Source organism: Cognatilysobacter lacus (assembly GCF_008274655.1).
In the GTDB taxonomy this organism is placed as follows: Bacteria; Pseudomonadota; Gammaproteobacteria; order Xanthomonadales; family Xanthomonadaceae; genus Cognatilysobacter; species Cognatilysobacter lacus.
Map to the genome: position 1 here is coordinate 1 of NZ_VTRV01000027.1, position 24,843 is coordinate 24,843.

21 protein-coding genes and 1 pseudogene are annotated in these 24,843 nt (G+C 65.9%); 15 read left to right on the plus strand and 7 right to left on the minus strand.

Features of this window, described 5'->3' with window-relative positions; translation table 11 throughout:
- Together rsgA and FW784_RS03940 are read left to right on the plus strand one after the other, a co-directional pair.
- A partial coding sequence (rsgA, locus tag FW784_RS03935; protein ID WP_149352061.1) for a ribosome small subunit-dependent GTPase A occupies positions 1-919 on the plus strand: 919 nt, incomplete at its 5' end.
- Between the two features lie 60 nt (positions 920-979).
- Positions 980-2,194: a flavohemoglobin expression-modulating QEGLA motif protein gene (locus tag FW784_RS03940; RefSeq protein WP_149352081.1), complete on the plus strand. Its 1,215-nt coding sequence runs from the start codon at positions 980-982 to the stop codon at positions 2,192-2,194.
- On the opposite strand, the gene FW784_RS03945 is transcribed toward FW784_RS03940, so the two are convergent.
- The gene (locus FW784_RS03945) at positions 2,195-3,508 is read right to left on the minus strand and encodes a hypothetical protein (protein ID WP_149352062.1); all 1,314 of its coding nucleotides are present in this window, start codon (positions 3,506-3,508) and stop codon (positions 2,195-2,197) included.
- A gap of 104 nt (positions 3,509-3,612) precedes the next feature.
- Between FW784_RS03945 and FW784_RS03950 the strand changes: the two genes are divergently transcribed.
- Complete coding sequence (locus FW784_RS03950; protein ID WP_149352063.1) at positions 3,613-5,901, plus strand: NADP-dependent malic enzyme; 2,289 nt, start codon at positions 3,613-3,615, stop codon at positions 5,899-5,901.
- A 71-nt stretch (positions 5,902-5,972) separates the two neighbouring features.
- Here the strand turns inward: FW784_RS03950 and FW784_RS03955 are convergent, their stop codons facing one another.
- From FW784_RS03955 to FW784_RS03965, 3 genes are all read right to left on the minus strand, one after another.
- Positions 5,973-7,070 carry a S41 family peptidase gene (locus FW784_RS03955; protein ID WP_149352064.1) on the minus strand — a complete coding sequence of 366 codons (1,098 nt, stop codon included), beginning with the start codon at positions 7,068-7,070 and terminating at the stop codon, positions 5,973-5,975.
- A gap of 81 nt (positions 7,071-7,151) precedes the next feature.
- Positions 7,152-8,711: a cytochrome c oxidase assembly factor Coa1 family protein gene (locus FW784_RS03960; RefSeq protein ID WP_149352065.1), complete on the minus strand. Its 1,560-nt coding sequence runs from the start codon at positions 8,709-8,711 to the stop codon at positions 7,152-7,154.
- Positions 8,711-9,097, minus strand: a complete 387-nt coding sequence (locus FW784_RS03965; RefSeq protein ID WP_149352066.1) for a BlaI/MecI/CopY family transcriptional regulator — start codon at positions 9,095-9,097, stop codon at positions 8,711-8,713. Before FW784_RS03965 ends, FW784_RS03960 begins: the two co-directional genes overlap by 1 nt.
- A gap of 263 nt (positions 9,098-9,360) precedes the next feature.
- Here FW784_RS03965 and aceE point away from each other — a divergent pair, with 263 nt between their 5' ends.
- The 6 genes from aceE (at position 9,361) to FW784_RS03995 (ending at position 17,962) form a co-directional block, all read left to right on the plus strand.
- Complete coding sequence (gene aceE / locus FW784_RS03970; RefSeq protein WP_425481584.1) at positions 9,361-12,030, plus strand: pyruvate dehydrogenase (acetyl-transferring), homodimeric type; 2,670 nt, start codon at positions 9,361-9,363, stop codon at positions 12,028-12,030.
- A 45-nt stretch (positions 12,031-12,075) separates the two neighbouring features.
- Positions 12,076-13,401: an SIR2 family protein gene (locus FW784_RS03975; RefSeq protein WP_149352068.1), complete on the plus strand. Its 1,326-nt coding sequence runs from the start codon at positions 12,076-12,078 to the stop codon at positions 13,399-13,401.
- Positions 13,398-13,931 carry a hypothetical protein gene (locus FW784_RS03980; protein WP_149352069.1) on the plus strand — a complete coding sequence of 178 codons (534 nt, stop codon included), beginning with the start codon at positions 13,398-13,400 and terminating at the stop codon, positions 13,929-13,931. Before FW784_RS03975 ends, FW784_RS03980 begins: the two co-directional genes overlap by 4 nt.
- Positions 13,928-15,937: an ATP-binding protein gene (locus FW784_RS03985; RefSeq protein ID WP_187770667.1), complete on the plus strand. Its 2,010-nt coding sequence runs from the start codon at positions 13,928-13,930 to the stop codon at positions 15,935-15,937. The genes FW784_RS03980 and FW784_RS03985 overlap by 4 nt, the downstream gene beginning before the upstream one ends.
- Positions 15,938-16,102: 165 nt before the next feature.
- Positions 16,103-16,924 carry a hypothetical protein gene (locus FW784_RS03990; RefSeq protein ID WP_149352071.1) on the plus strand — a complete coding sequence of 274 codons (822 nt, stop codon included), beginning with the start codon at positions 16,103-16,105 and terminating at the stop codon, positions 16,922-16,924.
- Positions 16,925-17,167: 243 nt separating this feature from the next.
- On the plus strand, positions 17,168-17,962 hold the full coding sequence (locus tag FW784_RS03995) for an ankyrin repeat domain-containing protein (protein ID WP_149352072.1): 795 nt from the start codon (positions 17,168-17,170) through the stop codon (positions 17,960-17,962).
- A gap of 462 nt (positions 17,963-18,424) precedes the next feature.
- Here the strand turns inward: FW784_RS03995 and FW784_RS04000 are convergent, their stop codons facing one another.
- Positions 18,425-19,138 (minus strand): DUF5666 domain-containing protein, encoded by a 714-nt coding sequence (locus FW784_RS04000; protein ID WP_149352073.1) that lies wholly within the window; start codon positions 19,136-19,138, stop codon positions 18,425-18,427.
- A gap of 281 nt (positions 19,139-19,419) precedes the next feature.
- Here FW784_RS04000 and FW784_RS04005 point away from each other — a divergent pair, with 281 nt between their 5' ends.
- Together FW784_RS04005 and FW784_RS04010 are read left to right on the plus strand one after the other, a co-directional pair.
- The gene (locus FW784_RS04005) at positions 19,420-20,586 is read left to right on the plus strand and encodes an RCC1 domain-containing protein (protein ID WP_149352074.1); all 1,167 of its coding nucleotides are present in this window, start codon (positions 19,420-19,422) and stop codon (positions 20,584-20,586) included.
- A complete protein-coding gene (locus FW784_RS04010) occupies positions 20,573-21,295 on the plus strand; it encodes a hypothetical protein (RefSeq protein ID WP_149352075.1) in 723 nt (240 codons plus the stop codon). Before FW784_RS04005 ends, FW784_RS04010 begins: the two co-directional genes overlap by 14 nt.
- A 28-nt stretch (positions 21,296-21,323) precedes the next feature.
- Here the strand turns inward: FW784_RS04010 and FW784_RS04015 are convergent, their stop codons facing one another.
- Positions 21,324-21,854 carry a hypothetical protein gene (locus FW784_RS04015; protein ID WP_149352076.1) on the minus strand — a complete coding sequence of 177 codons (531 nt, stop codon included), beginning with the start codon at positions 21,852-21,854 and terminating at the stop codon, positions 21,324-21,326.
- Positions 21,855-21,983: 129 nt separating this feature from the next.
- Between FW784_RS04015 and FW784_RS04020 the strand changes: the two genes are divergently transcribed.
- From FW784_RS04020 to FW784_RS04030, 3 genes are all read left to right on the plus strand, one after another.
- Positions 21,984-22,577 carry a DUF938 domain-containing protein gene (locus FW784_RS04020; RefSeq protein ID WP_149352077.1) on the plus strand — a complete coding sequence of 198 codons (594 nt, stop codon included), beginning with the start codon at positions 21,984-21,986 and terminating at the stop codon, positions 22,575-22,577.
- A 153-nt stretch (positions 22,578-22,730) separates the two neighbouring features.
- Positions 22,731-23,207 (plus strand): hypothetical protein, encoded by a 477-nt coding sequence (locus tag FW784_RS04025; RefSeq protein ID WP_149352078.1) that lies wholly within the window; start codon positions 22,731-22,733, stop codon positions 23,205-23,207.
- A gap of 154 nt (positions 23,208-23,361) precedes the next feature.
- Positions 23,362-24,147 (plus strand): PhzF family phenazine biosynthesis protein, encoded by a 786-nt coding sequence (locus FW784_RS04030; RefSeq protein ID WP_149352079.1) that lies wholly within the window; start codon positions 23,362-23,364, stop codon positions 24,145-24,147.
- 147 nt (positions 24,148-24,294) lie between these two features.
- On the opposite strand, the gene FW784_RS04035 is transcribed toward FW784_RS04030, so the two are convergent.
- Positions 24,295-24,774, minus strand: a complete 480-nt coding sequence (locus tag FW784_RS04035; protein WP_187770668.1) for a hypothetical protein — start codon at positions 24,772-24,774, stop codon at positions 24,295-24,297.
- On the opposite strand from FW784_RS04035, the pseudogene FW784_RS04040 reads away from it, so the two are divergent.
- A pseudogene (locus FW784_RS04040) lies at positions 24,761-24,843 on the plus strand (segregation/condensation protein A); the annotation flags it as partial. The gene FW784_RS04035 and the pseudogene FW784_RS04040 sit on opposite strands and share 14 nt — an antisense overlap.

Consider the following 24,843-nt stretch of genomic DNA (forward strand, 5'->3'; position numbering starts at 1 on the left):
CAACCAGGTCGCGCGCGATCTGGGCCCAGTCGCCATCGAACTCCTCCATCACGCACTCGCGAATTGCTGGGGCGAGGGCAAGTCGGCGAAGGCGGTGGCGCTGCTGCCCCGGCGCAGCGCGATCAAGCGCGCCGCGGCCGGCGAGCACTACAAGCAACAGCTGATCGCCGCGAACGTCGATGTCGTGTTCGTCGTCTCCGGCCTCGATGGCGACTTCAATCCGCGCCGGATCGAGCGCTACCTGCTGCTGGTACACGGCGGTGGCGCAACGCCAGTCATCGTGCTGACCAAGGCCGACGTGGTGGGCGCCGCGACGGTGGAGCAGGCGCGCGAGGCCCTGGCGACGGTGGTCGAGGAGGGCGTCGACATCGTCACCATCAACGCGCGCGACATCGCCGACGTGGCGCGGCTCGACCGTTGGCTGGGGCCCGGCACCACCGCGGTGCTGGTCGGCAGTTCCGGCGCCGGCAAGTCGACGCTGACCAATTCGCTGCTCGGCAACGAGCGCATGAAGACCGCGAGCGTGCGCGAGAACGATTCGCGCGGCCGCCACACCACCACGCACCGCGCGCTGTTGCCGTTGCCGCGTGGCGGTTGCCTGATCGACACGCCGGGCATGCGCGAGCTCAAGCCCACCGGCGAGGAAGCCGTCGCCGACACTTTCCTCGATGTCCAGGCGCTCACCACCCAGTGCAAGTTCCGCGATTGCGGCCACGAAGCCGAACCCGGCTGCGCCGTGCGTGCGGCGATCCAGTCGGGTGAACTGGCACCGCAGCGGCTCGCCAGCTACCGCAAGCTGGCCGGGGAAGTGGCCGGTGCCGCGGAACGCCTCGCCACGCGGCAGCAACAGCAGGCCGAATCTCGCCCCGGAAGTCGGCCGGGCGGACGTCGCCCCGAGCCGCGGCCCGGGCGCCGCTGAGTGGACGTCGCCAAGCCGCGGGCCCCCGACATCGCGCACCACGCGGCCCTCGACGCCCGCATGGTGCGCGTCGCGCGGGACATCCGCGTGCTGGCGCTGGTGAGTTGGCCGGCCGACAGCGAAGCGACGTTCCTCACGGCTTACGCGGCCGGCAACGCGAAGCCGCCGGTCATCGAATACCCGAAGAGCGACTTCCACGCGACGATCGCCGAACTGGAGGCGATCGTCCTGGAATGCGACCCGCAGCATCCGCTCGGCCAGTACATCATCGATTCCGCGCGCAGCTGGACTACCGCCGCACGCATGTGCGAAGTGCTCGGCACGCCGCATGTGTGCACGTATTCGAAGGATCTCTACGGCGCGCCGAACGAGGCCCTGCCTGGCAGCGGCCCGACCGCGCGGGAAGCGGCGCGCCATTTCATCTCGATCGCCGATGAACTCGACAGCGGGCTGCTGTCGCCGTCGGAGAGCGTGACCATATCGGCGACCGCGCTGCGATTGCAGCTGCAGAACGACCTCGACGACTTCTTCAACCGGCGCGTCATCGAGGTCGAACTCGACCCCGACCTGATCGCGAAAGCCGCGGCTGGCGCCACGCGCATCCGCCTGCGTGCGAGCGCGAACTTCAGCCAGTACGACCGCGCGCAGCTGCTCAACCACGAAGCCTTCGTGCACTCGCTCACCGCGCTCAATGGCCGCGAGCAGCCGGTGTTGCCGAGCCTGTCGCTGTCGTCGCCGCGCAGCACCGCCACGCAGGAAGGCCTGGCCACGTTTGCCGAGCAGATCACCGGCAGCATCGACATCGGCCGCATGAAGCGCATCTCGCTGCGCATCGAGGCGGTCGCCAAGGCGCTCGAGGGCGCCGACTTCATCGAGGTTTTCCGCTTCTTCATCGACGCCGGGCAGACGCCGCAGGAAAGCTTCTCGTCGGCGCAGCGCATCTTCCGCGGGGTGCCCACCACCGGCGGCCATGCGTTCACCAAGGACACCGTCTACGTGCGCGGGCTCGTGGGCGTGCACACATTCTTCCGCTGGGCGCTGCGCAGCCGCAAGCTGCCGCTGTGTCGCTACCTGTTCGCCGGAAAGATGACGCTGGCGGACGTGCAGCGTTTCGAGCCGCTGTTCGAAGCCGGCATCCTGCTACCGCCGCGCTGGCTGCCGCCGTGGCTGACGCGCATCAATGGCCTGGCGGGGATGCTCGCGTTCTCGCTGTTCGCCAATCGCATCCGACTTGACAGCATCGCCGACGAAGGCGCGTTCCTGCTCGACTTCTGATCACCGCGCGGGTTGCAGGCTGCCGTCGGCGGCGACGATGTAATCGGCCGGCGCGCCGGCTGGCACCACCTGGATCCGGTCCAGCAACACCACGCCGCGGTAGTGCGGGATCTGGTGACTGAGGCGCAGGAACATCCAGGCATCGCCGGGCGATAGCGGTGCCACGCGGACGACACCGGTCGACGTCGATACCGCGGCGGCGACCGCGGGTGAATACACCGCCTGCACCCGTCCGACGTGGAGCATCGTTCGCGCCACGTAACCCGCGTGCAGGCTCACCAGCGCGACCGCGAGCAGCACGGGCACCCGGTCCAAACGCCGCAGGCGGGGCCAGGCGAGCGCGAACACGCCGGCGTTCCACGCTGCAAGCGCATAGCCGTACTGCGTGGCCGGGTTGTCGAGCACCAGCACCGGGCCGAGCGCTGCCAGGCCCCCCGCGATGAACGCCACCGCCCAGCGCCAGTGGCGGCTCGCCAGGACCGCGACGAGCGCGGTGAGCACCACGCCCGCAACCAGCAGCTCGACAAGGCGCGGTGCCACCAGCGTGTTGTGGACTTCGAACACGCGCGGCAGAAGCGGATAGAGCTCGAACTGCAGGAACCGCGCAGGGATGTTCCGCAGGTGCCACGCGTAGCTGTCGGCGTCCGAGACGCTCGACAACCCGGCGTGGCGCAGCAGCAGGTACGCCGCCGACACCGAGCCCGTGGCGATGACCACCCCGCGCCAGCGCCGTCGTCGCGCCGTGTCCGCCAGGTAGCCGACGACCGCCAGCGCCGGAATCGACAGCGCGGATTCCTTCGCAAGCAACGCCGCCACCGTGAGCACCGCGGCAACGGGCGCCACGCCGCGACGGGAGCCGAGCGTCATCCACGCGATGCCCAGTGCACACAGGCACCAGGTCAGGTCCGCGAGCGTGGCGACCCAGCCGTGGACATACATCGCGTACGGATTCAGCACGAACGTGACCCCGGCAGCGAGCGCGGCTCGCGGCGCCGCGCCGGCGCGAAGGACGACGGCCACCAGCAGCGTCGCGTTGAGCGCGCCGAACATTGCGATCGCCAGGTGGAACAGCATCGGCGATTCGAACAATGCGCGCGAAAGCGCCAGCCATATCGCGAAGGTCAGCGGGCGGTATTGCAGGGCACCGACGCCCGACCAGTCCGCGCGAACGCCATCGATCGCGCGCGCGCCCCACTGCAGCTCGTCATGGCTGAAGTAGCCGGGGTTGGCGATCAGCGGCAGCTGCAGCAGCAGGGCCAAGAGGATGAAGATCGCCCAGTGGGCGGCGCGCGGACGCGAATCGGAAAGGCTCATGGATCGCCCGCGGAAGATGCCCGCCGATTGTGCAAGCGGCGGCCCGCGAACGCCATCGGCGGGCGCCCCGGTAGAATCGCAGGCCCGCCCGGTGCCGTGATCCGATGACCCAGAGTTCCGCTGACGATCTCAAGCAGGCCGCCCTCGAGTACCACCGGGCCGATCCGCCCGGAAAGATCCGGGTCACGCCGACCAAGCCGCTGGTCACGCAACGCGACCTCGCGCTCGCCTACTCACCGGGCGTGGCCTATGCCTGCGAGGCGATCGTCGCCGACCCCAACGCCGCCAGCGAGCTCACCGCGCGCGGCAACCTGGTGGCGGTGATCTCCAACGGCACCGCCGTGCTGGGCCTGGGCGACATCGGCCCGCTGGCCGGCAAGCCGGTGATGGAAGGCAAGGGCGTGCTGTTCCAGAAGTTCGCGGGCGTGGACGTCTTCGACATCGAGATCGACGAGCGCGATCCCGACAAGCTGGTCGACATCATCGCCAGCCTCGAGCCCACCTTCGGCGGCATCAACCTCGAGGACATCAAGGCGCCCGAGTGCTTCATCGTCGAGCGCAAGCTGCGCGAGCGCATGAACATCCCGGTCTTCCACGACGACCAGCACGGCACCGCCATCATCGTCGGCGCCGCCATCTACAACGCGCTCGAAGTCGTCGGCAAGAAGATCGGCGACGTGAAGCTCGCCACCGCCGGCGCCGGCGCGGCGGGCATCGCCTGCCTCGACATGCTGGTTGCGCTGGGCATGAAGAAGGAGAACATCCTCGCGGTGGATCGCGACGGCGTGCTCTACACCGGCCGCGAGCACCTCGACCCCGACAAGGCGCGCTACGCGCGTGACACCGACAAGCGCACGCTCGCCGACATCTGCGTCGGCGCCGACATCTTCCTCGGCCTGTCCGCCGGCGGCGTCCTGAAGGCGGAGATGGTGGCCACGATGGCCGAGCGCCCGATCATCCTCGCGCTCGCCAACCCGTATCCGGAAATCCTGCCCGAGGACGCCAAGGCGGTGCGGCCCGACTGCATCATCGCCACCGGCCGCTCGGACTATCCGAACCAGGTCAACAACGCGCTCTGCTTCCCCTACATCTTCCGTGGCGCGCTCGACGTCGGCGCCACCGAGATCAACGAGGCGATGAAGCTCGCCTGCGTGCGCGCCATCGCCAAGCTCGCGCGGATGGAAGCGGGCGACCTCGCCAGCGCCTACGGTGGCGACATCCCGAAGTTTGGCCCCGAATACCTGATCCCGCGACCGTTCGACCATCGGCTGCTGGTGCTGCTGGCGCCGGCGGTGGCGCAGGCGGCGATGGACTCGGGCATCGCGTCGCGCCCGATCACCGACATGCGCGCCTACGAGGAGAGGCTCGGGCAATTCATCTACCGCACCGGCCTGCTGATGAAGCCCGTGTACGACCGCGCGCGCAACGACATCAAGCGCATCGTCTACGCCGAGGGCGAAGAAGAGACCGTGCTGCGCGCGGTGCAGACGGTCGTGGACGAAGGCCTCGCGCGACCGATCCTCATCGGCCGCCCAACGGTGATCGCCAACCGCATCGAACGCCTCGGCCTGCGCATGCGCGAGGGCGTCGACTTCGAGCTCACCAACATCCATTCCGATCCGCGTTTCGATGCGTACTGGCAGCAGTACCACGCGCTGACGGAACGTCGTGGCGTGACGCCGGCCGCAGCGAAGAACCTCGTGCGCTCGCGCTCGACGTTGATCGCGGCGTTGATGGTGGAGCGCGGCGAAGCGGACGCGCTGATCTGCGGGCTGGTGGGGCGCTTCCACAAGAAGCTCGGCTACCTGCGCAGCGTCTTCAGTTTCGATCGCGGCGTGAGCGGCACGGCGGCGATGACTGCTGTGATCAACAACCTCGGCGCGTGGTTCTTCCTCGATACCCACGTGCAGCTCGACCCGTCCGCCGAGCAGATCGCCGAAGCAACGCTGCAGGCCACCTACCGCATGAAGCTGTTCGGCATCGAACCGAAGGTGGCGCTGCTCTCGCACAGCAATTTCGGCAGCCACGACAACGCGTCGGCGCACAAGATGGCCCGCGTTCGGGAGATCCTGCTCGAGCGCGCGCCGCGTCTGGAAGTCGAAGGCGAGATGCAGGCCGACACGGCTTGGGACGAGGACCTGCGCCTGCGCATGTTCCCCAATTCGCGCCTCAAGGGCCGCGCCAACCTGTTCGTGATGCCGAACCTCGACACCGCGAACATCGTCTACAACATGGTGCGGGTGATGACGGACGGCGTGGCGATCGGGCCGATCCTGATGGGGCTCGACAAGCCGGCGCACATCCTCACGCCGGCCTCGACGCCGCGTCGCGTCGTCAACATGACCGCGATCGCCGCGGTGGACGCGCAGATCCGCGCCGCGCGAGCGCGCTGAATCTACGTCGCGACGGCACCGGCCGTCGCGACGTCCTCCGCACGGCGCCGCCATCGCTGCGGCGCGCCACCTCACCGCTGGCGCGGTACGTAGACCGGAGCCGGAAGCCTGTCGGCCTCCACCTGGGTGATCAGCTCCTGCAGCTCCGCCTTCTCGTCCGGATCCTTCGACGCCGCGAGCAGCGTCTTCAGGATCGCCGCATGCGCGACCTTCTGCGCGTCGGCGGCCGGCACCGCGATGTCCGGTGTCACGCCCGTGTGTTCCCAGTTGATGTGCGTGATCGGATTGATCGAGCGTCCGTTCGGGATGAACGCGACGAACCCGTGTGACAGCGAATAGCCTTCGCCCGGGTTCGCGCCGCCGCCCGTGACCTCGCCGACCAGCGTCGCGCGCTTCTGCGTCTGCAGGTCGTAGGCCGCTTCTTCGCCACCGGAGAACGTGCGCTTCGATGTCAGCACGTAGATGGGCTTGTCGTAGCGCACCGTCACGGTTGGATTGGTCCAGTACTGCCGCGTGGTGTTGTCGGGGCGGTTGTAGATGTCGTTCAAGTGGCGAAGATCGCCCACGGCGAAGAAATGACTAAGCAAATGGGCGACGCCGTCGGGCTCGCCGCCGCCGTTGCGACGCAGGTCGAGGATGAGCGCATCCGTGCCGGTCAACAGCTTCATCGCCGACGTGACCGCATCGCCGACGAATTCGGCGGGCGGGAAACCGCGCACGTCCATGTAGCCCACATTGCCGGGCAGGCGACGGACGGTCTCGATTCCGTAGCCGTAGTTCGCGACGTCCTTGCGCATGCGCTCGGCTTCCTCGTGGCTCGGCACCGCGTGCGAGTCCTGCGCGTGCTGGCCGAATTCGGGTTCGTAGTTGACCTGGAAGTGCAGGTCCTGACCCGCCGAACGCAGGTCGTTGCCGAGTGCCTTGGCGAACGTTTCTGCATCGGTCGCTCCCGCATACCCGCCGCTGGCGTCCTTGGCCCGCAGTGATTTGGCGATCTTCGTCGCGACATCGGGAAACACGTAATTCGATTGCAGCTGCCGCGCGAGTTCCGCGACCACAGCGTGCTGCGTGCCGGCGTCCACCGGCACAGGCGGATGCTCCTGCGCGAAGGCGGGCGACTGCGAGACAGCGAACAGCACGGCGAGGGTCAGGCTATTGCGGTTGTTCATCGGGATAACGTCCTGTTGTGGTGTTGGGGTTGTCTACTAGGTGTTTAATACGAAAGGTTTAGTACTTACGGGCAAAAAAACTCATCGCGCCGGGTCCTGCAGGTCGATCGAGTTCGTCGACCAGGTGCCTTGCTTCAGATTGGCGTCGACATGCACGGTGGCGCGACCCTTGGGTCCGATGACGTCGAAGCGCATGTCGGCGGCGCCGTTGGCCGCGACCGCCGTCGACCCGTTACCGTCCAGCTCGATGCGGCCGTGGACCGCCTTCGACGCCATCGCGACCGGCGTTCCGACGCGCGCGATCACACGCGGGTCAGCGGCAACGAGGCGAAGCAGCGACTGGAATTCGGCGCTGTCGGAAATCTCCGGCGGCGGAGGCGGCGGGGGCGGCAGCGGCGGCATGGCCGGCAATGGAGGCATCGGCGGCGGCGCGCCCACGGCCACGATGTCGGCAGCCCAGCGGCGCACACCGGCGTCCACCGGTCGCGGCTTGCCGTCGCGCTTGAACACTTCGGTCACGTGGCCGTTCGCGTCGACGTCGGCGCGGTAGTAGCGGTCGCCATCGATGCCATGTGCGGAAATCTCGCGCATGTCGCCGGGGCGCAGCGGGCCATCCGTGGTGGAGCGGATGCGCACGCCGGGGCGTGCATTGCCGGCGATGCCGAGCTGCGCCACCAGCACGGCGCCGGTGACGAGCACGACGGCGATGCCGGCGCGGGTTCCCCAGCGTCCGCGCGAGGGCGGGCCTGAGATCAATCGGGTGATGCGTTGCATGAGCGAGCCTCCATGGGCTGCGAGAACGAGTCGGGGAGCGGGTTGCCGCTGGCGCTCGAGTTGCGCGAGTGCCTCGGCCAGGGCGATGGCGTCCCCGCACGCCGTCACCGCGAGATCGTCACAGGCGTGTTCGCGCTCGATCCGGATGCGCCGGCCGAGCCACCACGACGCGGGATGGAAGAACAGCAGCGATTCGACGACGCACTGCAGCCCGTTCCACAGCCAGTCCATGCGCGCGACGTGCGCGAGTTCGTGTGCCAGCAGCGCCTCGAGTTGCTCGCGCGGCAACTGCGTGATCAGTGAAAGAGGCAGCCAGATCACGGGCCGGAAAAGCCGCGCGGTGAACGGCCCGACGACATCCTTCGACAGGCGCACCGAGACATCGCGACCGATGCGCATCGCCGCGCACAGGCTGTCGGCGCGACGCTGCCACTCGTGCGGCAGCCGTTCGAACGGCTGCTTCTCCAGCGCGACCACCAGCCGCCAGCCGCCGAGGTGCCGCAGCAGCATCGCGGCGACGCCGGTCAGCCAGAGCAGCGTCAGCACGATCGCGAGGGGGCTCGACCGATGTTCGATCACGCGCCCCGCCGTGGTCACGCGCGGCGCGGTCATCGCCGCCAGCAAGCCTCCGTCGGTCACCGTCGCCGGCACGTGCCACAGATGCGGCAAGCTCGACACCGGCGCGATCACCATCGCCAGCAGGAAGCCCATCCCCGCCGCATGCCGCAGCGACGCGCTCGACCGCGACATCGCCGCGAGCACCGCCCACGCGATCACACCCAGCAGCGCGTCCTGCCACAGCGCATGCAGCAGCGCCGATGCCAGCGCAGGCGCGATACCGAACTGCAGGGCGGCGAGCGATGGCATCAGCCTTTCCGCTTCGCCTTGGCCTGCGCGATCAGCTTGGCCATCTGGTCCAGTTCCTCGGGCGTCGCCACGTCGTCAGCCAGCGCGCGCTGCACCAGCGTCAGCGCCGAGCCGGAGAACGCGCGTCGCATCAGGTCCTTGAGCAGCGAGCCCTGCACCACTGGCTCGGCGTCGACCGCGATATACGTGTGGCTGCGCTCGGAATCGTCGCGGCGCACCAGACCCTTGTCGGCCATGATCGTGAGCATCTTCAGCACCGTGGTGTAGGCGGTGTCCTTGCCTTTCGACAGCTCGGCGTGGACTTCGCGAACGGTCATCGCGCCCTTGCGCGACCACAGCACGCGCAGGATCGCGAGTTCGCCTTCGGTGGGATTGGGGGTGGGCATTGGCCGTCTCGGTTTGACTACGCCGCCATTAGTACTAATCCCGTAGTAGATGTCAACAGGCCGAGGGTCATGGCCCGACGCGCGGTCGACGCCACGCCGCCGATGCAAACCCAGCGGCCGTTGCGTGAGCGCGTGCGCGTATTCGATTTCAGCCGCAGGGCCGCGCGAATCACGCTTGCTAGAATCGGGGCTTCCCTCGAAAGACACACCGGCCAAGGGGCCGCGGACGAATGACCGTCAATCTCAACCACGCCATCTCCGACATGCTGAACGACGATCCGGACCCGAGCGAGAGCCGCGAGTGGCTCGAATCGATCTCCGCCGTCATCGATCGCGAGGGCCCCGAGCGCGCCCACCAGCTGCTCGAAGGCATGGTCGAGATGACGCGCCGCGCCGGTGCGCACCTGCCCTTCAGCCCCACCACCGAATACATCAACACCATCCCGCCGCACCTGGAGGCCAAGAGCCCCGGTGACGCCGCGATCGAATGGCGCATCCGCTCGATCCTGCGCTGGAACGCCATGGCGATGGTGGTGCGCGCCAACCGCAAGCCCGGCGAACTCGGCGGCCACATCGCGTCGTTCGCCTCGTCGGCCACGCTGTATGACGTCGGCTTCAACCATTTCTGGCGCGCGCCCAGCGCCGACCACCCCGGCGACCTCATCGGCTTCCAGGGCCACAGCTCGCCGGGCATGTACGCGCGCAGCTTCCTCGAAGGCCGCATCTCCGAGGACCAGATCGACAACTTCCGCATGGAAGTCGACGGCCGTGGCGTCAGCTCGTACCCGCATCCGTGGCTGATGCCCGATTACTGGCAGTTCCCCACCGTATCGATGGGCCTCGGCCCGATCGCCGCCATCTACCAGGCGCGCAACTGGAAGTACCTCGAAGGCCGCGGCCTGATGCCGAAGTCCGACCGCAAGGTCTGGTGCTTCCTCGGCGACGGTGAAACGGACGAGCCCGAATCGCTCGGCGCGATCTCGGTGGCCGGCCGCGAAGGCCTCGACAACCTGGTGTTCGTCGTCAACTGCAACCTGCAGCGCCTCGACGGCCCGGTGCGCGGCAACGGCAAGATCATCCAGGAACTCGAAGGCCAGTTCCGTGGTGCCGGCTGGAACGTCATCAAGCTGGTCTGGGGCAGCTACTGGGATCCGCTGCTCGCGCGCGACACCAGCGGCAAGCTGCGCCAACTGATGATGGAAACCGTCGACGGCGAATACCAGAACTGCAAGGCGTTCGGCGGCAAGTACACGCGCGAGAACTTCTTCGGCAAGTACCCGGAAACCGCGCAGCTGGTCGCCTCGCTCAGCGACGACGACATCTGGCGCCTCAACCGCGGCGGCCACGACCCGCACAAGGTGTACGCGGCGTACGACCTCGCCACCAAGACCAGCGGCATGCCCACCGTCATCCTCGCCAAGACGGTGAAGGGCTACGGCATGGGCGCGGCGGGCGAAGCGCTCAACCCCACGCACAACACCAAGAAGCTCGACGACGAATCGGTGCGCGCCTACCGCGACCGCCACCAGGTGCCGATCACCGACAAGCAGCTCGCCGACGGCGCGGTGCCGTTCTACCACCCCGGGGAAAAGTCGCCGGAGGTGGAATACATGCTCGAGCGCCGCCGCGCGCTGGGCGGGTTCCTGCCGCAGCGCCGTCGCAAGGCCACGCAGTCGCTCGACGCGCCGAAGATCGAAACGTTCGACCGCCTGCTCAAGACCACCGGCGAGCGCGAGATCAGCACCACCATGTCGTTCGTGCAGGCGCTCAACATCATCCTGCGCGACAAGCAGGTGGGCCCGCGCTGCGTGCCGATCGTGGCCGACGAAGCGCGCACCTTCGGCATGGAAGGCATGTTCCGCCAGCTCGGCATCTACGCGCCGCACGGCCAGAAGTACAAGCCGGTCGACCGCGACCAGCTCATGTACTACCGCGAGGACGCGGCTGGCCAGGTGCTGGAGGAAGGCATCACCGAATGCGGCGCGTTCTCCAGCTGGATGGCCTCGGCCACCAGCTATTCCACGAACGACCTGCAGATGCTGCCGTTCTACATCTTCTATTCGATGTTCGGCTTCCAGCGCATCGGCGACAGCGCATGGCAGGCCGCCGACATGCGCGCGCGCGGCTTCCTGCTGGGCGCCACCGCGGGCCGCACCACGCTCAACGGCGAAGGCCTGCAGCACGAGGACGGCAACAGCCAGCTGATCTCCAGCATGGTGCCCAACTGCCGCAGCTACGACCCCACCTTCGGCTTCGAAGTGGCGGTGATCCTGCAGCACGGCATGCACCGCATGCTCACCGAGCAGCAGGACGAGTACTACTACATCACCCTGATGAACGAAAACTACGCCCACCCGGACATGCCGGAAGGCGCGGCCGACGGCATCATCAAGGGCATGTACCTGCTGCAGGGCGGCGCCAAGCCCAAGAAGGGCGAACTGCGCGTGCAGCTGATGGGCTCGGGCACCATCCTGCGCGAAGCGATCGCCGCGGCCGAACTGCTCGACAAGGATTTCGGCGTCACCGCCGACATCTGGTCCTGCCCGAGCTTCACCGAACTCGCCCGCGACGGCGTCGACGTCGAACGCTGGAACCGCCTGCACCCCGAAGACACGCAGCGCGTGCCCTACATCACGTCACTGCTGCAGGGCCGCCCCGGCCCCGCCATCGCCGCCACCGACTACGTGCGCAACTTCGCCAACCAGGTGCGCGAGTACGTGCCGATGCGCTACACCGTGCTGGGCACCGACGGCTTCGGCCGCAGTGACACGCGCGCGAACCTGCGTCGCCACTTCGAGGTCGATCGGTTCCACATCGCGCATGCGGCGATTGCCGCGCTGGCGGCGGAGGGGAAGATGACAGGGAAGGATGTGGCGCGGGCGATCAAGCAGTACAGGTTGGATGCGGATAAGCCGAATCCGATCGGCGTTTGATTCAAAGGACGGCGCACGCCGTCCTTTGCTTTTCTGGGGGCAGCGATGACGGAAGTTTCTTTAGACGACGGGATAGGCGCCGCATTCGATTCGGCTGTGTCGGGCCGTCTTACGCTACTTGCCGGTGCGGGCTTGTCGATGGCGCCGCCTAGCTCACTACCCAGCGCAGCCCAGTTGGCGATAGATGCCAAGCGTCGCTACACGCAGCTTTATGGTCAAAAAAACCCGCCGTTCCCAGACAACATCGACGATCAGGCGCAGTACTACTTTGAACGAGGCGAGCTAGCCACGTTCTTTCTCAATCGCCTCGTCGATAGGCACGCGTTCGCCGGTGAGCCCAATGAAGGTCACTTCGCGATTGCGGACTTGCTACTCGTCAACGCTATTCGAACTGCAGTCACGACAAACCTAGACGCGCTAATTGAAAACGCTGGCTCGCAGTTGCGCGGCCAACTGAGCGTCGGTGTGGACGAAGACCTACTTGCTATGGAAGACGAGCGAGCAGGACCGCTGCTAAAAATCCACGGATGCCGGGTAATCGATCCCGCCAATATGGTCTGGGCGCGAGGACAAATTACGGTGCCACCTGTCAGCGACCGGATCGCGTGGTCATCTACATGGCTGCAGGGTCGGCTGACGAACAAGGATCTCTTAATAGTCGGCTACGCAACCGATTGGGACTACTTGAACGAAGTGTTAGAGCGCGCGCTCGGCTCGGTAAACCCGTCTAGAGTCATCGTGGTCGACCTTGCTGACGAGGCGGCTTTTCAGCATAAGGCGCCAGAGCTGCATCGCATCGCGAGTCTTAGCGGCCAGCATCTACACATCCGCGCATCCGGGGACGCTTTTTTGGCGGGACTGCGCGAGCAATTTTCAAGGTCGTTCATTCGCGGCGTACTCCAAAGTGGAGCGTCGGTCGTCGAGGAGTCGCGTGCCGTTCCTGCAGACCTGAAAGACTTGCCGGCAGGCGTCGACAACAAGACGTTGTGGCAGATCCGGCGGGATCTCGAAGGCTGTCTGCCGAGCAGTCCTTGTCAAATGGGGTCGCCGCCACTCGCCGAACAATTGGTGGGAATGACGCTCATAGAAATGCGATTGGCGGGCGCGGTCCTTGACGGCGCGTATTGGCGGCTGAACGAACGACTGGTGCGGGTCATTCGAAGCCCCAATGCCGCTTTGCATCGGGTGAGGGAAAGTTACCGACGCGAAATGGCGCCGGTTGCCGCGCCGGATGTGGTCATCGCGGTAGGCGCAGACGCATGCCAGTTGGCTGGCAATATCGCTAGACCCTCCGCGAACGGATCAATAGCCCGAGGCGCAGACCCGCGATGGCTGACCCGTGGCGAAGCTATGGAGGAATTTGACCTATGAACGCCGCGTTCGAGTGGGCACAAATGGTCTTAGACGAGGCTGGATTTAGTGTCTCATCTGTTGAGACCCCTCCAGCGCTTACTTTTGAGGATCCTTCGGTGTTGGGATTCCTCATGGTCTATGACACCGTCGATGAGCTACTAGCGTCCTACTCTCGCACCTCCCAGGTTCTGCTGGCTCGCCATGCCTTCTTGCTCCGCTCAGCTGGAGCCAAGGCATGGAATACGTACATGGTGCTATTGGCCACCAGCAGTGCGACTAGTAATCAGCTAGTGGCCTTGTCCGGAATTGAGGAGGACTTGTCAGGCACCCGAAAGATCGCTCGGGCGGGTGTCGCGGATCGAGAAGATGTCCATGCCGCGCTGTTATCCCTGTTGTCGCTACAAACAGCACCGCGTCTCGGTGCCGTCAACATGCCAGAAGAAATAAGGCTACGGACTACTGAGCTGCCAGCCAACCTCGTCAACGCATTCTTGTCGGGCGCAGACGATGGCTTGCTGATGCAGATCATCGACGAGGAGCAGCCGTGAAGCTCGCTTATGTTGAGGTGGCCGGGTTCCGCGGATACCGAAAAGCAATTCGCGTCGACTTTTGCCCGGGTTTCAACATCGTTGATGGCCGAAATGGTGTGGGAAAGAGCACCATCTTCGATGCGGTCGAGTTTGCGTTGACCGGAACTCTCAGTAAGTACGACGACGCGAAGGCTGCCGGAGAGTCCGTTGCCGATTACGTCTGGTGGCGTGGGCGTGGAAAAGCCCCGGGTGACCGGTATGTAGAAGTCGGCTTTGTTGGCTCGGAGGGTGAGCACTCGATCCGCCGTACACCGTTTGAAACTCCGGACGCAGCAGTTTTGGACCGTCTGTCCTCTGCGCTGTGTGACGTGGAGGTTGCGCCTGTCGACAACTTGGTGAGGCTATGTGCGGCGTCCATTATTAGGGACGAGCAGATCGCGAGCTTGAGCCTCGACCTGAAGGAAACCGATAGATATGTCCTGCTGAGGGATGCACTCGGGGCTACTAACGCTGAAACTTGGATAGAAAAAGGTCAGCGCCTGACCAACACAGCCAAGTCTCGGTTGGCGCAAGCGAATGCAGACGTGTCGCAGTTGACGTCAGAGTTGGGTGCCGCCAAGCGACGCCTTGATGACGTGGAAGCAAGAATCGCATCGGAAGTAGTCGTTGGCGACGCAGTCTCTCGTCTAAGGGATCTGACCGGGTCTGAAGAAAGCGCAGATGCCCTAATCTCCGTTGCGAGGCGGCGACTTGCCGAACTGCGAGCTGCCGTAGACCAACAAAGGCAACTTGCTGCGAAGCGGGATCAGATAGATGAATTGCGGCACGCACTTCCGGATATGGCAGGTGCGGTCGAGTCTGCTCAGGCGGCTTTGAAAGATGCAGACCACCGCTTGCAAGCAATTTCGCAGGACCTAAGCGGCCATGGTTCCGTAGGTCTCAATAATCAAGCCCGAGACATCGCGACTCTTGCAGCTTTGGCAGGCACGATTGGGCTGACCGATGGGGCGTGTCCTGTTTGCAAGTCGGCACACACTCCCGAGGAATTTGGGCGAAAGATCGAGGAGCTGGCGCAACTTGCTCGGCAATTGGATGCTCGTGCCGCCGAGATCGCGACACTCGAAGAAGAGCGTCGCATGGTGACAGTCGCTAGAGATGCCGCGCAGCTTGTTTTCAATGCGCGTTCAAATGAGCATGCGGCAGCCGTCGCGCAAGTTGATGAATTCGATCGCTTATCGTCGTCGCAAGTCGATTTTGCGGTAGCGAATCTGTATGCCGACCGGGATCTTGCATCGGTGGCTGAGGCGATTGAGCGCGACATGCGCATCCTTGAAACAATGCGCGTTAGCGACGAATTTGAGCGCGCAAAGAAGGAAGCTGCTGTCGTTGACGAGCGTTTGACGCGCGCACAAGAGCGCGCCGGCACGGCTCGTCGGGCGGTCGCGCTCGCCCAGTCTCTCCATGACGCTGCACGCCGCGCCGCTGGAGAGACACTTGATCAAAGGCTTGAGCGCGTACTCCCGCTCATGTCTGAGCTATATCGCCGGCTAAAACCGCATCCACACTGGCGAGACATCGAATACTCGATTCGCGGAGATGTGCGAAAGTTCTTGCGGCTCCAAGTTGGGGAGAATCTGAATCCTCAGTTCATATTTTCGAGCGGACAGCGACGTGCAACCGGCCTTGCGTTTCTACTTTCAGTAAAGCTTTCGCTTGCTTGGAGCAAATGGAAGACCATCATGCTCGACGACCCGGTTCAGCATGTGGATGACTTCCGGACCGTGCACCTTGCGGAAGTAGCTGCTCAGCTTGTTCGCGATGGTCAGCAGGTCATCTGCGCTGTGGAAGATGTTGCCCTCGCTGATCTCCTAAGCAGGCGACTTCCGGTCTTAGAGATGGGCGACGCTAAGAGAATCAGCGTCGCGCCGGACGAGGAGGGAGACTTCAGTATCCAAGCGCAGACATTGTTGTCGCCGCTGCCGCAACATGTGTTTCGGGCTCGCTCGCTAGACAAAGTCGGTTAACAGTGAGCGCAAGGTCGAGTGCTTTTTGTTCATGCCGATGGCACCCGAAAAGCCGCATACCTGAGTCGGTCGGCTGCAACTTCCGTCTGGCGCGTCAGATGTCGGTTTGAGTTGCTCCGTACTTTCTGACCCATTATCGGGCGGCGATCGCCTAAGAGAACAGTCGTGGACTTAGTAGCTTCGTTGGTTTCAGTTTTCTCGGCGCTTTTCACCCGCGTGGTCGGCGACCGGAAAGCTGCGCGCGACGGCGCCCGAAGACGTCTGCCGTGGGCAGCGAATCGAAAGCTCGCTGGCCGGCTGAAGGAAATCATCGATATGGCGAGTTCTAAGGATCGCCGACCCGAGCGTACTGTCGCCCATCTGTGCGAAACGATTCCTGGCCTTTCGCTAGCGTCGATCGAAAGTTTCATGTTCGGAGCGGCAGAGCCGACTCTCGAGCAAGTGCGTGGAATATGCGAAGCGCTAGGCGCGTCGTTCCGATACCTTTGGTTCGGTGACGGACATCCGTTCGCGGCGGACGACGAATATCCTCCTCCCACGCAGGAGTACCTAGGGATATTCCGCGACCACGATGCGAGGTCGATCGTGTTCGTGCGCGGTGATCGTGTACCGCATCCGGCGTACGTGGTCGTGCAATACAACGAGTTTCGATATCGCGTGCTGCCCAGTTACTGGCATGTGAGTAGCATCAACGGGAACGGCGGCGCCAATGCGCTCGTCGAGCTCGCGTCGTTGAGCGAGAACATTTATCGGACGCGAACTTACAAAGCCCGTGGAATTGATGTGCCACTGAGTGTCGCGGAAGACGTCTATCACGGATGCACCCATGCAAGTGCCCTGTGGGCCGCGGGTTGGAAGGCGAGCCACTGGTGGGACGACCTCGCGGACGTTGACCATGCGCGCGCTTGTGCCAAGGAGTACGCGACGCGCTATGACGAAGAGTTCTTTGCTGCGCAGAAACTGATCAAGTGGGCGAGATCGGTGTGAGATGTCCGCCGCGTTCACGTTCCGGGAAAAGGGGGTCAGGTTCCATTTCGCCTCACGCCGCACCCAAGGCTTCGGCAGTGTGGTCCGGGAAAAAGGGGTCAGGTTCCATTTCGCCTCACGCCGCACCCAAGGCTTCGGCGGCGTGGTCCGCTGGCGACGCAAACCGCCGAGGCGCCGAAGCAGGGGTCGGGTTGGACTTCTCGAAGTGGAAGCAGTAACAGGTTCACAGAGGCACGAAAACCAATGACCACAAGTGACAACGAAGTTCCGAAGCGTCGCGAATCCGCGCCCGCGCCCTGGCCTCCCCTTCTCGAGAAGGGTGACCCGAACGTGTGGGGCAGGGCGCACACGACCATCCTGCTGAAGGCCGTGGAGCGCAACGACGTGGAGCTCGTCACGCGCATTCTGGCGAGCGAGCTCTGGTCGTCGAAGGAAGGCGGGTTCGCGTACCTGCCTGCAGTCATCCCTCTCGCCCATTCGGGAGCCATGGTGCGCTTGCTGGTGCAGCACGGCGCCGATATCGAGGCGGCCAACAGCGATGGCAAGACGTGCTTCGCGCTTATGACCGCCAAGGACGGGCGCGCCAAGGACCGGATAGGAACCGTTCGAGCCTTGCTCGAGTCAGGCTTGAAGGTGAGGACCCACGACAGCGCGGAACCGTGGCAGGGCTGGTCGCGCATCCGTGCATTGCGCAGCGATCTACCGGGCTGGGAGGAGCTGGGCGACATGTTCCTTGCCGCGGGTGAGGACATCAACGCAACCATCGGCGAGCCCAAGCGCTACGGGACGGCTCTGCACCAGGCGGTCAGGAACTGCGATAAGCCGTTGGTTGCGTGGCTCCTGAAGAATGGAGCGGATACGCAGAAGAAAGACAGCGAAGGGCGGATCCCCGCCAACATCATCCACGAGCGCCGCCGGAGTGGCCTGGCGATGAATCTCGTCGGCTCGTTCAAGCAGGACACCGCGGACATCGAAGCGATGTTGAACAAGCACGAGTACGACAAGACACACGGGCCGAAAGGGAACGGACGTAGTTGATACGCCGGGAAAAGTGGTGAGCTCCCATTTCGCCTCGCGCTGAAGCGTCGACTTCCGGTCAAGTGGGATCAAGTGTCACTTATCGAGGCCGAAGCACGGGCCTTGACCAGGTTGGCTACCCGCTGCCGACTGGACGCGCGAGGCTCATTCCCTCGTCGATGACGCTTCGAGCTTCAACGTCGGGGCAAAAAAGCCGCACGCGCCACGCTCGACGCCTCATCGATGACGTTTGCAGGGTGACCGTCGAGACCCAACGCCTCACGCATGGCACTCAAAGCCTCATGGATGGCGAAAATAGCGCCACGCATGAGCTCTGGAACCTCAACGGTGGCGAAAAAAGCGTCACCGCTGAAGCGAAAAGCCCGACGGACGAGACTTTGTGCCTCACCCGCCGGGCTCGAAGGCTCAACGTTGCCGTGGCTAGCGGATAGCAACCCGCATCCGGGTCGACCGCAGTGTCGACTACCGCACCGAGCGCTCCACGATGATGCGCTCGGCCAGCCACTGGTTGGCACCGACCTGGCGTGCCTGCACGCGCACCTGGTCACCGCGCTCCAGATCCTCGGGGCGATACGCGCGGCCCTGGTATTCCACGCTGGTCCGCGCGTCGTACACCACCTGCACGGCGCCGCCGTACCCGCCGCCATCGAGACGGATCGTGCGCGTGCGCGTATCGACGAACGTCACGGCGCCACGAAGGTCCGCGCCGGGGCCGTAGGCGTTGCCGCCGTACGCACCGCCGGCGTTGCCGTTTCCGCTGCTGTAACCGCCCTCGCGCACGTTGCGCACCACTTCGATGTCGCGCACATAGAGCTCGTTGCCGGACGGCACCGCATCGAAGCGGATGACGTCGCCGCGCTCGAGCCCACCCACGTCGGCCGCGCGGCCCTGGTAGGTCAGCCGCGTGCGCGCGTCGAAGCGCAACTCCATCGGCACGTCGCGTCCGGTGCGCGGGTCCTGCGCGACCACGGCCAATCGACCCGAGCGCGGATCGACGCCCTGCACCACGCCTTCGGTCGGCGCGCCGTACTGCGACGGATATTGCTGCGACGGATAGCCCGCGGGTTCCCCGTAACCACCGTCGGCGCCATAGCCACCGGGCGTGACGCAACCGCTGAGCAGCAGCACTGCACCGGTCGCAAGGGCGACGCCGAAACTGCGAACGGTCGGTTCCATGGAAAGCTCACTGGTATGCGGAGCTTCTATATGTGCCGGCGGCCGTGAAGGGGTGATGGAAACCGGACAGATGGGTCAGGTTCCATTCGGAGAGGCGGAAGCGCGAGGCCGTAACCAGGCCGGCTGATCGCCGCTGAGTGGATGCACGAAGCTCAGCCCTCGCAGTTAGCAAGAACGGAGTCGCACGCGCTGTAGCATCACCGCGGGGAACACGCGACGGCAGGACGCATATGCGATGGGGATGGGGGGTAGCCGTTGCCGCGGGGGTCGCGGTGACGTTGATGGTGGCGACGCATCATTCGCACGTGGCGGGCACACCCGCGAAGCCCGATGTCACGGTGCTCGATGGGGTCGTCTCGGCGGGGGCGGCGTATGTCGTCGCGCTTGATCGCGAGGGACGCGTGTATGGCTGGGGCGACGGCGGTGATCCAAACGTCGCGCGCAAACTGAGCCGCTCGGATCGTCCGCGTCAACTGATGGACGGAGCGGGGTACCGCACGGTGATTGCCGGCCACGACAGCGTGCACGCGCTGGACGCGAGCGGACGGCTGTGGCGCGCGGACTTGAAGTCCATCTGGGCCAGCCCGGGCGCGCCGACAGCGCCGTTCGCGCTTTTCCCCGACCGGGCATGGCGTCGGTTGGGTGAGTCCTCGGGCATCGTCGCCGGCGTCGCGCGCGACGGCAGCCTCTGGTACTGGTTCGATCGCGACGTCGCGTCCGCGTTCGAACGCCGCACCGGCGCCGAGACCATCGCGGTCCAGCCTCGCCCGCTGATGCGTGGCACGCGTTTCGTCGACGTCTGCCTGCGCGGCGTCTATCTCCACGCTGTCGACGAGGATGGGGGGCTGTGGCGCAGCGACGCGCTCAGCCCCTACGGCGCCGACGACGGTAGCGCGCTGCAAGGCGAACGTAGTGAGCTGCAACACATCGATGCGTCCGCGCGGCTCGAGCACGTCTACTGTCGCGAGAACGCAAGCCAGGTTCTCGCACTCGATTCCACGGGGCGCCTGCACGGCTACGGGATGAACACCTTTGGCGAACTCGGCACCGGCGATGCCGAATACCGTCGCCCGCCCGGTGCGCCGCAGGCGACGCGGCTGCAACCGCTGTCGGACAAACGCTGGGCTGCCGTCGCGGTCGCGCCGGGCTTCTCGCTCGGCATCGCAGCCGACGGTTCACTCTGGGGCTGGGGTCGCAATAACGACCACGAACTCGGCATCCGCCACGGCGAGCCGAAGGCGCCCGCACTGATCGATGGCGCGCACCAGTGGGTGTCCGTAGTCGCCACCTACGGCGGCGGAATCGCGCTGACCGCCGACGGAAAACTGTTTGGCTGGGGCGCGAATGCCTCCGGCGAACTCGGCGATGGCGGCGTCGCCAGCAGGCACGAGGAACCCGCGCCGGTGCTGACCCATACGCAGTTCGGAGGCCCCGATGCACACCCATGAACTCCACCCACGACTCGCGCGTTCGATGGTCCGCGCCGCGCTATACGTCGTGCTGCTGGGCGGCGTGGCCGCATGCACGCGCTCGGTGCCCAGCGCGCAGGAAGCCGCCATCCGGTCGATCGTCGACGAAGGCTTCGTCGCCAACGAACCGCTGTGCATCGCGGCCGGCCCGTTCCCCCTCGATTCCGCCGCCGTAAGAGGGACATGCGACAAGTGCCAGGCACTCTACGAACAGGGCTTCCTGGCACGCACGATCTCGGGCGACGACAGCTTCGGCAGCGTCAGCTACGACCTCACCGACCTCGGCCGCCGCGTCTATCGAACGAAGGCCGACGCGGCGCTGCTCGCGCTCGTCCGCCGCCGCCTGAAAGTAAACGGGCGTCCCGGCGAGACGCCCGACATGGACGCACTCGCCAAGCCGCGCATGTGCTTCGGCCAGACGCGTTTCCACGCCGTCGTCGATTCGCTCGCGCCGGTGACGATGGGCGCGTATCGCGTATTCAGCGTCAAGGTCGTCAACGAAGCGCGGGATACGAGCGGCCTGCTGTTCGACCCTCGCACCCGCGCGCTGGGCCTGCCGCTCCCCGAAGTGCCGAAGCCCGGCAAGCCCGCGCTGTATCCGCCGGGCGTCATGTCGTTCGACATCAATCCGGACGGTTCGCTCGATACGGACGACATGCGTTACGGGCGATGGGTGAACGAGCCTTGATGCACCCGATGCACGGCGCTGCCGAGGACTACCAGGTCATGAACTTGCAGGTCGATGGCTTGTCGTGGAACTCGGCGCTACCGCGTGCCAGCTCCGCGCCGGATTCATCGCTCGCCACCACCCGGCACTGCACGTCTCTCACGCCCGTGGCCACTACCTCGAAGCGGTAGGTCACGCGCTGCCCTTCCTTCAGGCGGCCGGCGAACGGGACGCTGCACGAACCCGTCGCGGATCCCACGGCCTGCCAATCGGACTTCGCGCCGAATTCGCGACCGGCCGCGACCGGTTGCCACGCCCCGCCGTTGGGAACCAACTGCGTGCGGTCGCACTCGCTCGTGGCCGACGGGTGGGAGAGCCAGGCGTAGATCAGCGATGGAACGACAGTGGTCGCCGCACCGGGCTCGCCCCGGTTGTCGATGAAGCGCACGTAGGCATACGGTCCGGTCACGGGCCCACCCGACTTGCAGCTCGCGAGGCACAGCAACGCGGCGGCGGCCAGGCCGAGGGAGCGCACACTGACGAGGAGCGAGCGCTGGCAAGCGGTGCCGAACAAATTCATGGTCTTCCCTGATTGATGGGGCGAGGTGCCCCCGCGCACGGTAACAGGCGGCCGTGGGTCACGCGCCAATTCCTCTGACAACTGACAGGCGTCAACGCCGCACGACGCCCGCTACGGCATGCTGGCGGTATGCATACCAAACCCGTCGCGCCTGCATGCGAGCGCAACCGTGATCCCATCCTCGCAGTGCTGCGCAGGCATTTCGCCGACCGCGGCAGCGTGCTCGAGGTGGGCAGCGGTACGGGGCAGCACGCCGTGCACTTCGCTACGGCGATGCCCGCGTTGTCGTGGCAGTGCACCGATCTGGCGCCGCGGTTGCCGGGAATCCGTCAGTGGCTGGATGACGCCGGCCTGCCGAACACACCCGCGCCGATCGCGCTCGACGTCTGCGGGCCGTGGCCGAAGGGCCCCTACGACGCGGTGTTCAGCGCCAACATCCTGCACATCGTGGGATGGCCCGAGGTGGAAGCATTCTTCGCCGGGGTCGGGCGGGTGCTTGGCGCTGCCGGCGTGCTCGCCGTGTACGGCCCGTTCAATGCGAACGGGAACTACACGAGCACCAGCAACCGCGACTTCGACGCCTGGCTGAAGGCGCGCGATCCGCGTTCCGGGATACGCGATGTCGAAGCGGTCCAGGCGCTGGCCGCGCAGGCTGGCCTGCATGCGGTCGATGATGTCGCCATGCCGGCGAACAACCGCTGCCTGGTGTGGCGACGGGGCTGACGCGTTCTGCGGACGTCCGCCACAACCAGCACAACCAGGGTCAGGTTCCATTCCCGCAACTGCATCTATCCGCCGCCCGTTCCGGCGCGCGAGAATGCGGGCAGACCGCCGCGGCATCACGCCGCACCTCAACCCAGGATGCCCTCTTCGCCCATGGCCTTCTCGACTTCGCGCACCCGCGTCCGCACCGCCGCGCGCGTCGCGTGCGTCACCGTTGCGCTCACCCTTGGCATCGCTACCGCGCAATCCGCCACGCCGCGCGCGGCTGCGCGTGCAGAACCGTCGCCCGTCGTACTCGAACGCATCGCCCAGTACAAGATCGGCGTGGCCACGTACGGCGCCACGACCGTCCTGCTCAACGCCGAGCTCGAGAAGATCCGACCCACCGTCGAGCAGAACGAGTCGGCGCGTGCCTGCTACAACGCGCGGATGCCAGCGATCGACACGCTCGTCGCCAATGCCCGCGCCGCCCAGGCCGTGCCGACGTCGGGGCATTCCTGCAACGAACGTTCGCCCGACTCCTGCTGGGTGCCGGTGTTCGACCGCGCCGACGCGGCCGTCGAGAAGGTGACCGAACAGGCGCGGCAAATCACGGCGCAACTCGCGCAGTGCCGGCAGCCCGGCGCGTAGCCCGAGGCTGACGCGACCTGCGAGGAACGGGGTCGGCTTCCATTTCGGGATTCCGGGATGGTCATCTGCTACCCCACCGGGCGGCGACGTGGTCACAGCTGTGTGCCGTCCGGTGCAGTGCGATCATCCGCCGTCGCACTCGCGAATCCGCCTGATGCAAATCCCCCTCTACCAGCTCGACGCCTTCACCACTCGGCGCCTGTCGGGAAACCCCGCGGCAGTGATGCTGCTGGACGACTTCCTCGACGACACGCTGATGCAGGCGATCGCCGCCGAGAACAACCTGTCGGAAACCGCGTTCCTCGTGCGGCACGGCGATGTCTACCGCCTGCGCTGGTTCACGCCGGCCGTCGAGGTGCCGCTGTGCGGGCACGCGACGCTGGCGAGCGCGGCCGTGGTGATGGAACGGCTCGAACGCGGGCGCGACGCGGTCACCTTCCACACGGCGAGCGGCGCGTTGAAGGTGGCACGCACCGCGGCGGGCTATCGAATGGATTTTCCTGCGCGCCATGCGGTGCAGGTCGAGATACCCGTGGGCCTGGTGCAGGCGCTGGGCGTCGAGCCGGTCGAAGTGCACGCCGATCCCTTCAACTATGTCGTGCTGCTCGACAGCGCGCAGCGCGTGCGCGAACTGGCGCCCGACATCGCCGCCTTCATGGCGCTCGACCGCAGCGGCGTGGTCATCACCGCCGTGGGCGACGCACCTTACGACTTCACCAGTCGCTACTTCGCACCGCGCAAGGGCGTGCCGGAGGACCCGGTGACCGGCGGCGCGCACTGCGGCCTTGCGCCGTTCTGGGCGGCGCGCCTGGGCAAGCACGAGTTCCGCGCGTGGCAGGCGTCGCGACGCGGCGGCGAGATCGTCTGCCGCCCGGCCGGCGACCGCGTAGAACTCGAGGGCAGCTGCGTGTTCTATCTCGAGGGTTGCGTGATGCTTTGATGGGTCAGCGCTTCGTCTTCCGGCGTTGGCACGACTGATCGTTGAAGCTCATCGGTGAGCCGATCGCGGCGCGTTCCATTTTCCGCTGCAGCCGCGCCTCGCGAATACGCGGGACACGGTGCATTTTCGATTGCTGCTCGGCGCGCGCTAACGGAAATTGCAACTCGTGCCCGCCCACATCGCGGTGATGTGCGCGGTGGGCGCCTTGCCATCGAGCACGCCGAACAGCCCACCAGCCGCGAACTCCTGGCCGAGTGTGGTTGCCTGCGTCTTCGCCGTGTAGGCCGATTCCAATTCGTGGCGCGTGCTGCCGACGCCGACGCCCGCCATCGTCGCGAGTGCACTCTTGCGCGTGCCGTCGCGCGGAGCGGATGCGCTCCAGCCGACGAAGCGATCGTTCTGCATCACCACCGTCAGGCCGCTCGGCCACATCGCCATGTCCAGCGGCCCGGCGCCGCATTCTTCGTTGCGGCCGCGCTCGGGCGCGGCGCCGTACACGCGCGTCACGGCGTCGACCGCCTGCGTGGCCGGCACGTCGAACAGCAGGTGTCGCACGCTGCCGCGGTCGGACACGAAATCGAGGCCTTCGCCGGACAGGGCGACGTGGACTGACCCGGTTGCCGACATCACTAAGCAATATGTCGACTACATCGGCGGCATGCACGAGATGCGCTTCGAGCTGGCCGCCGATTACCT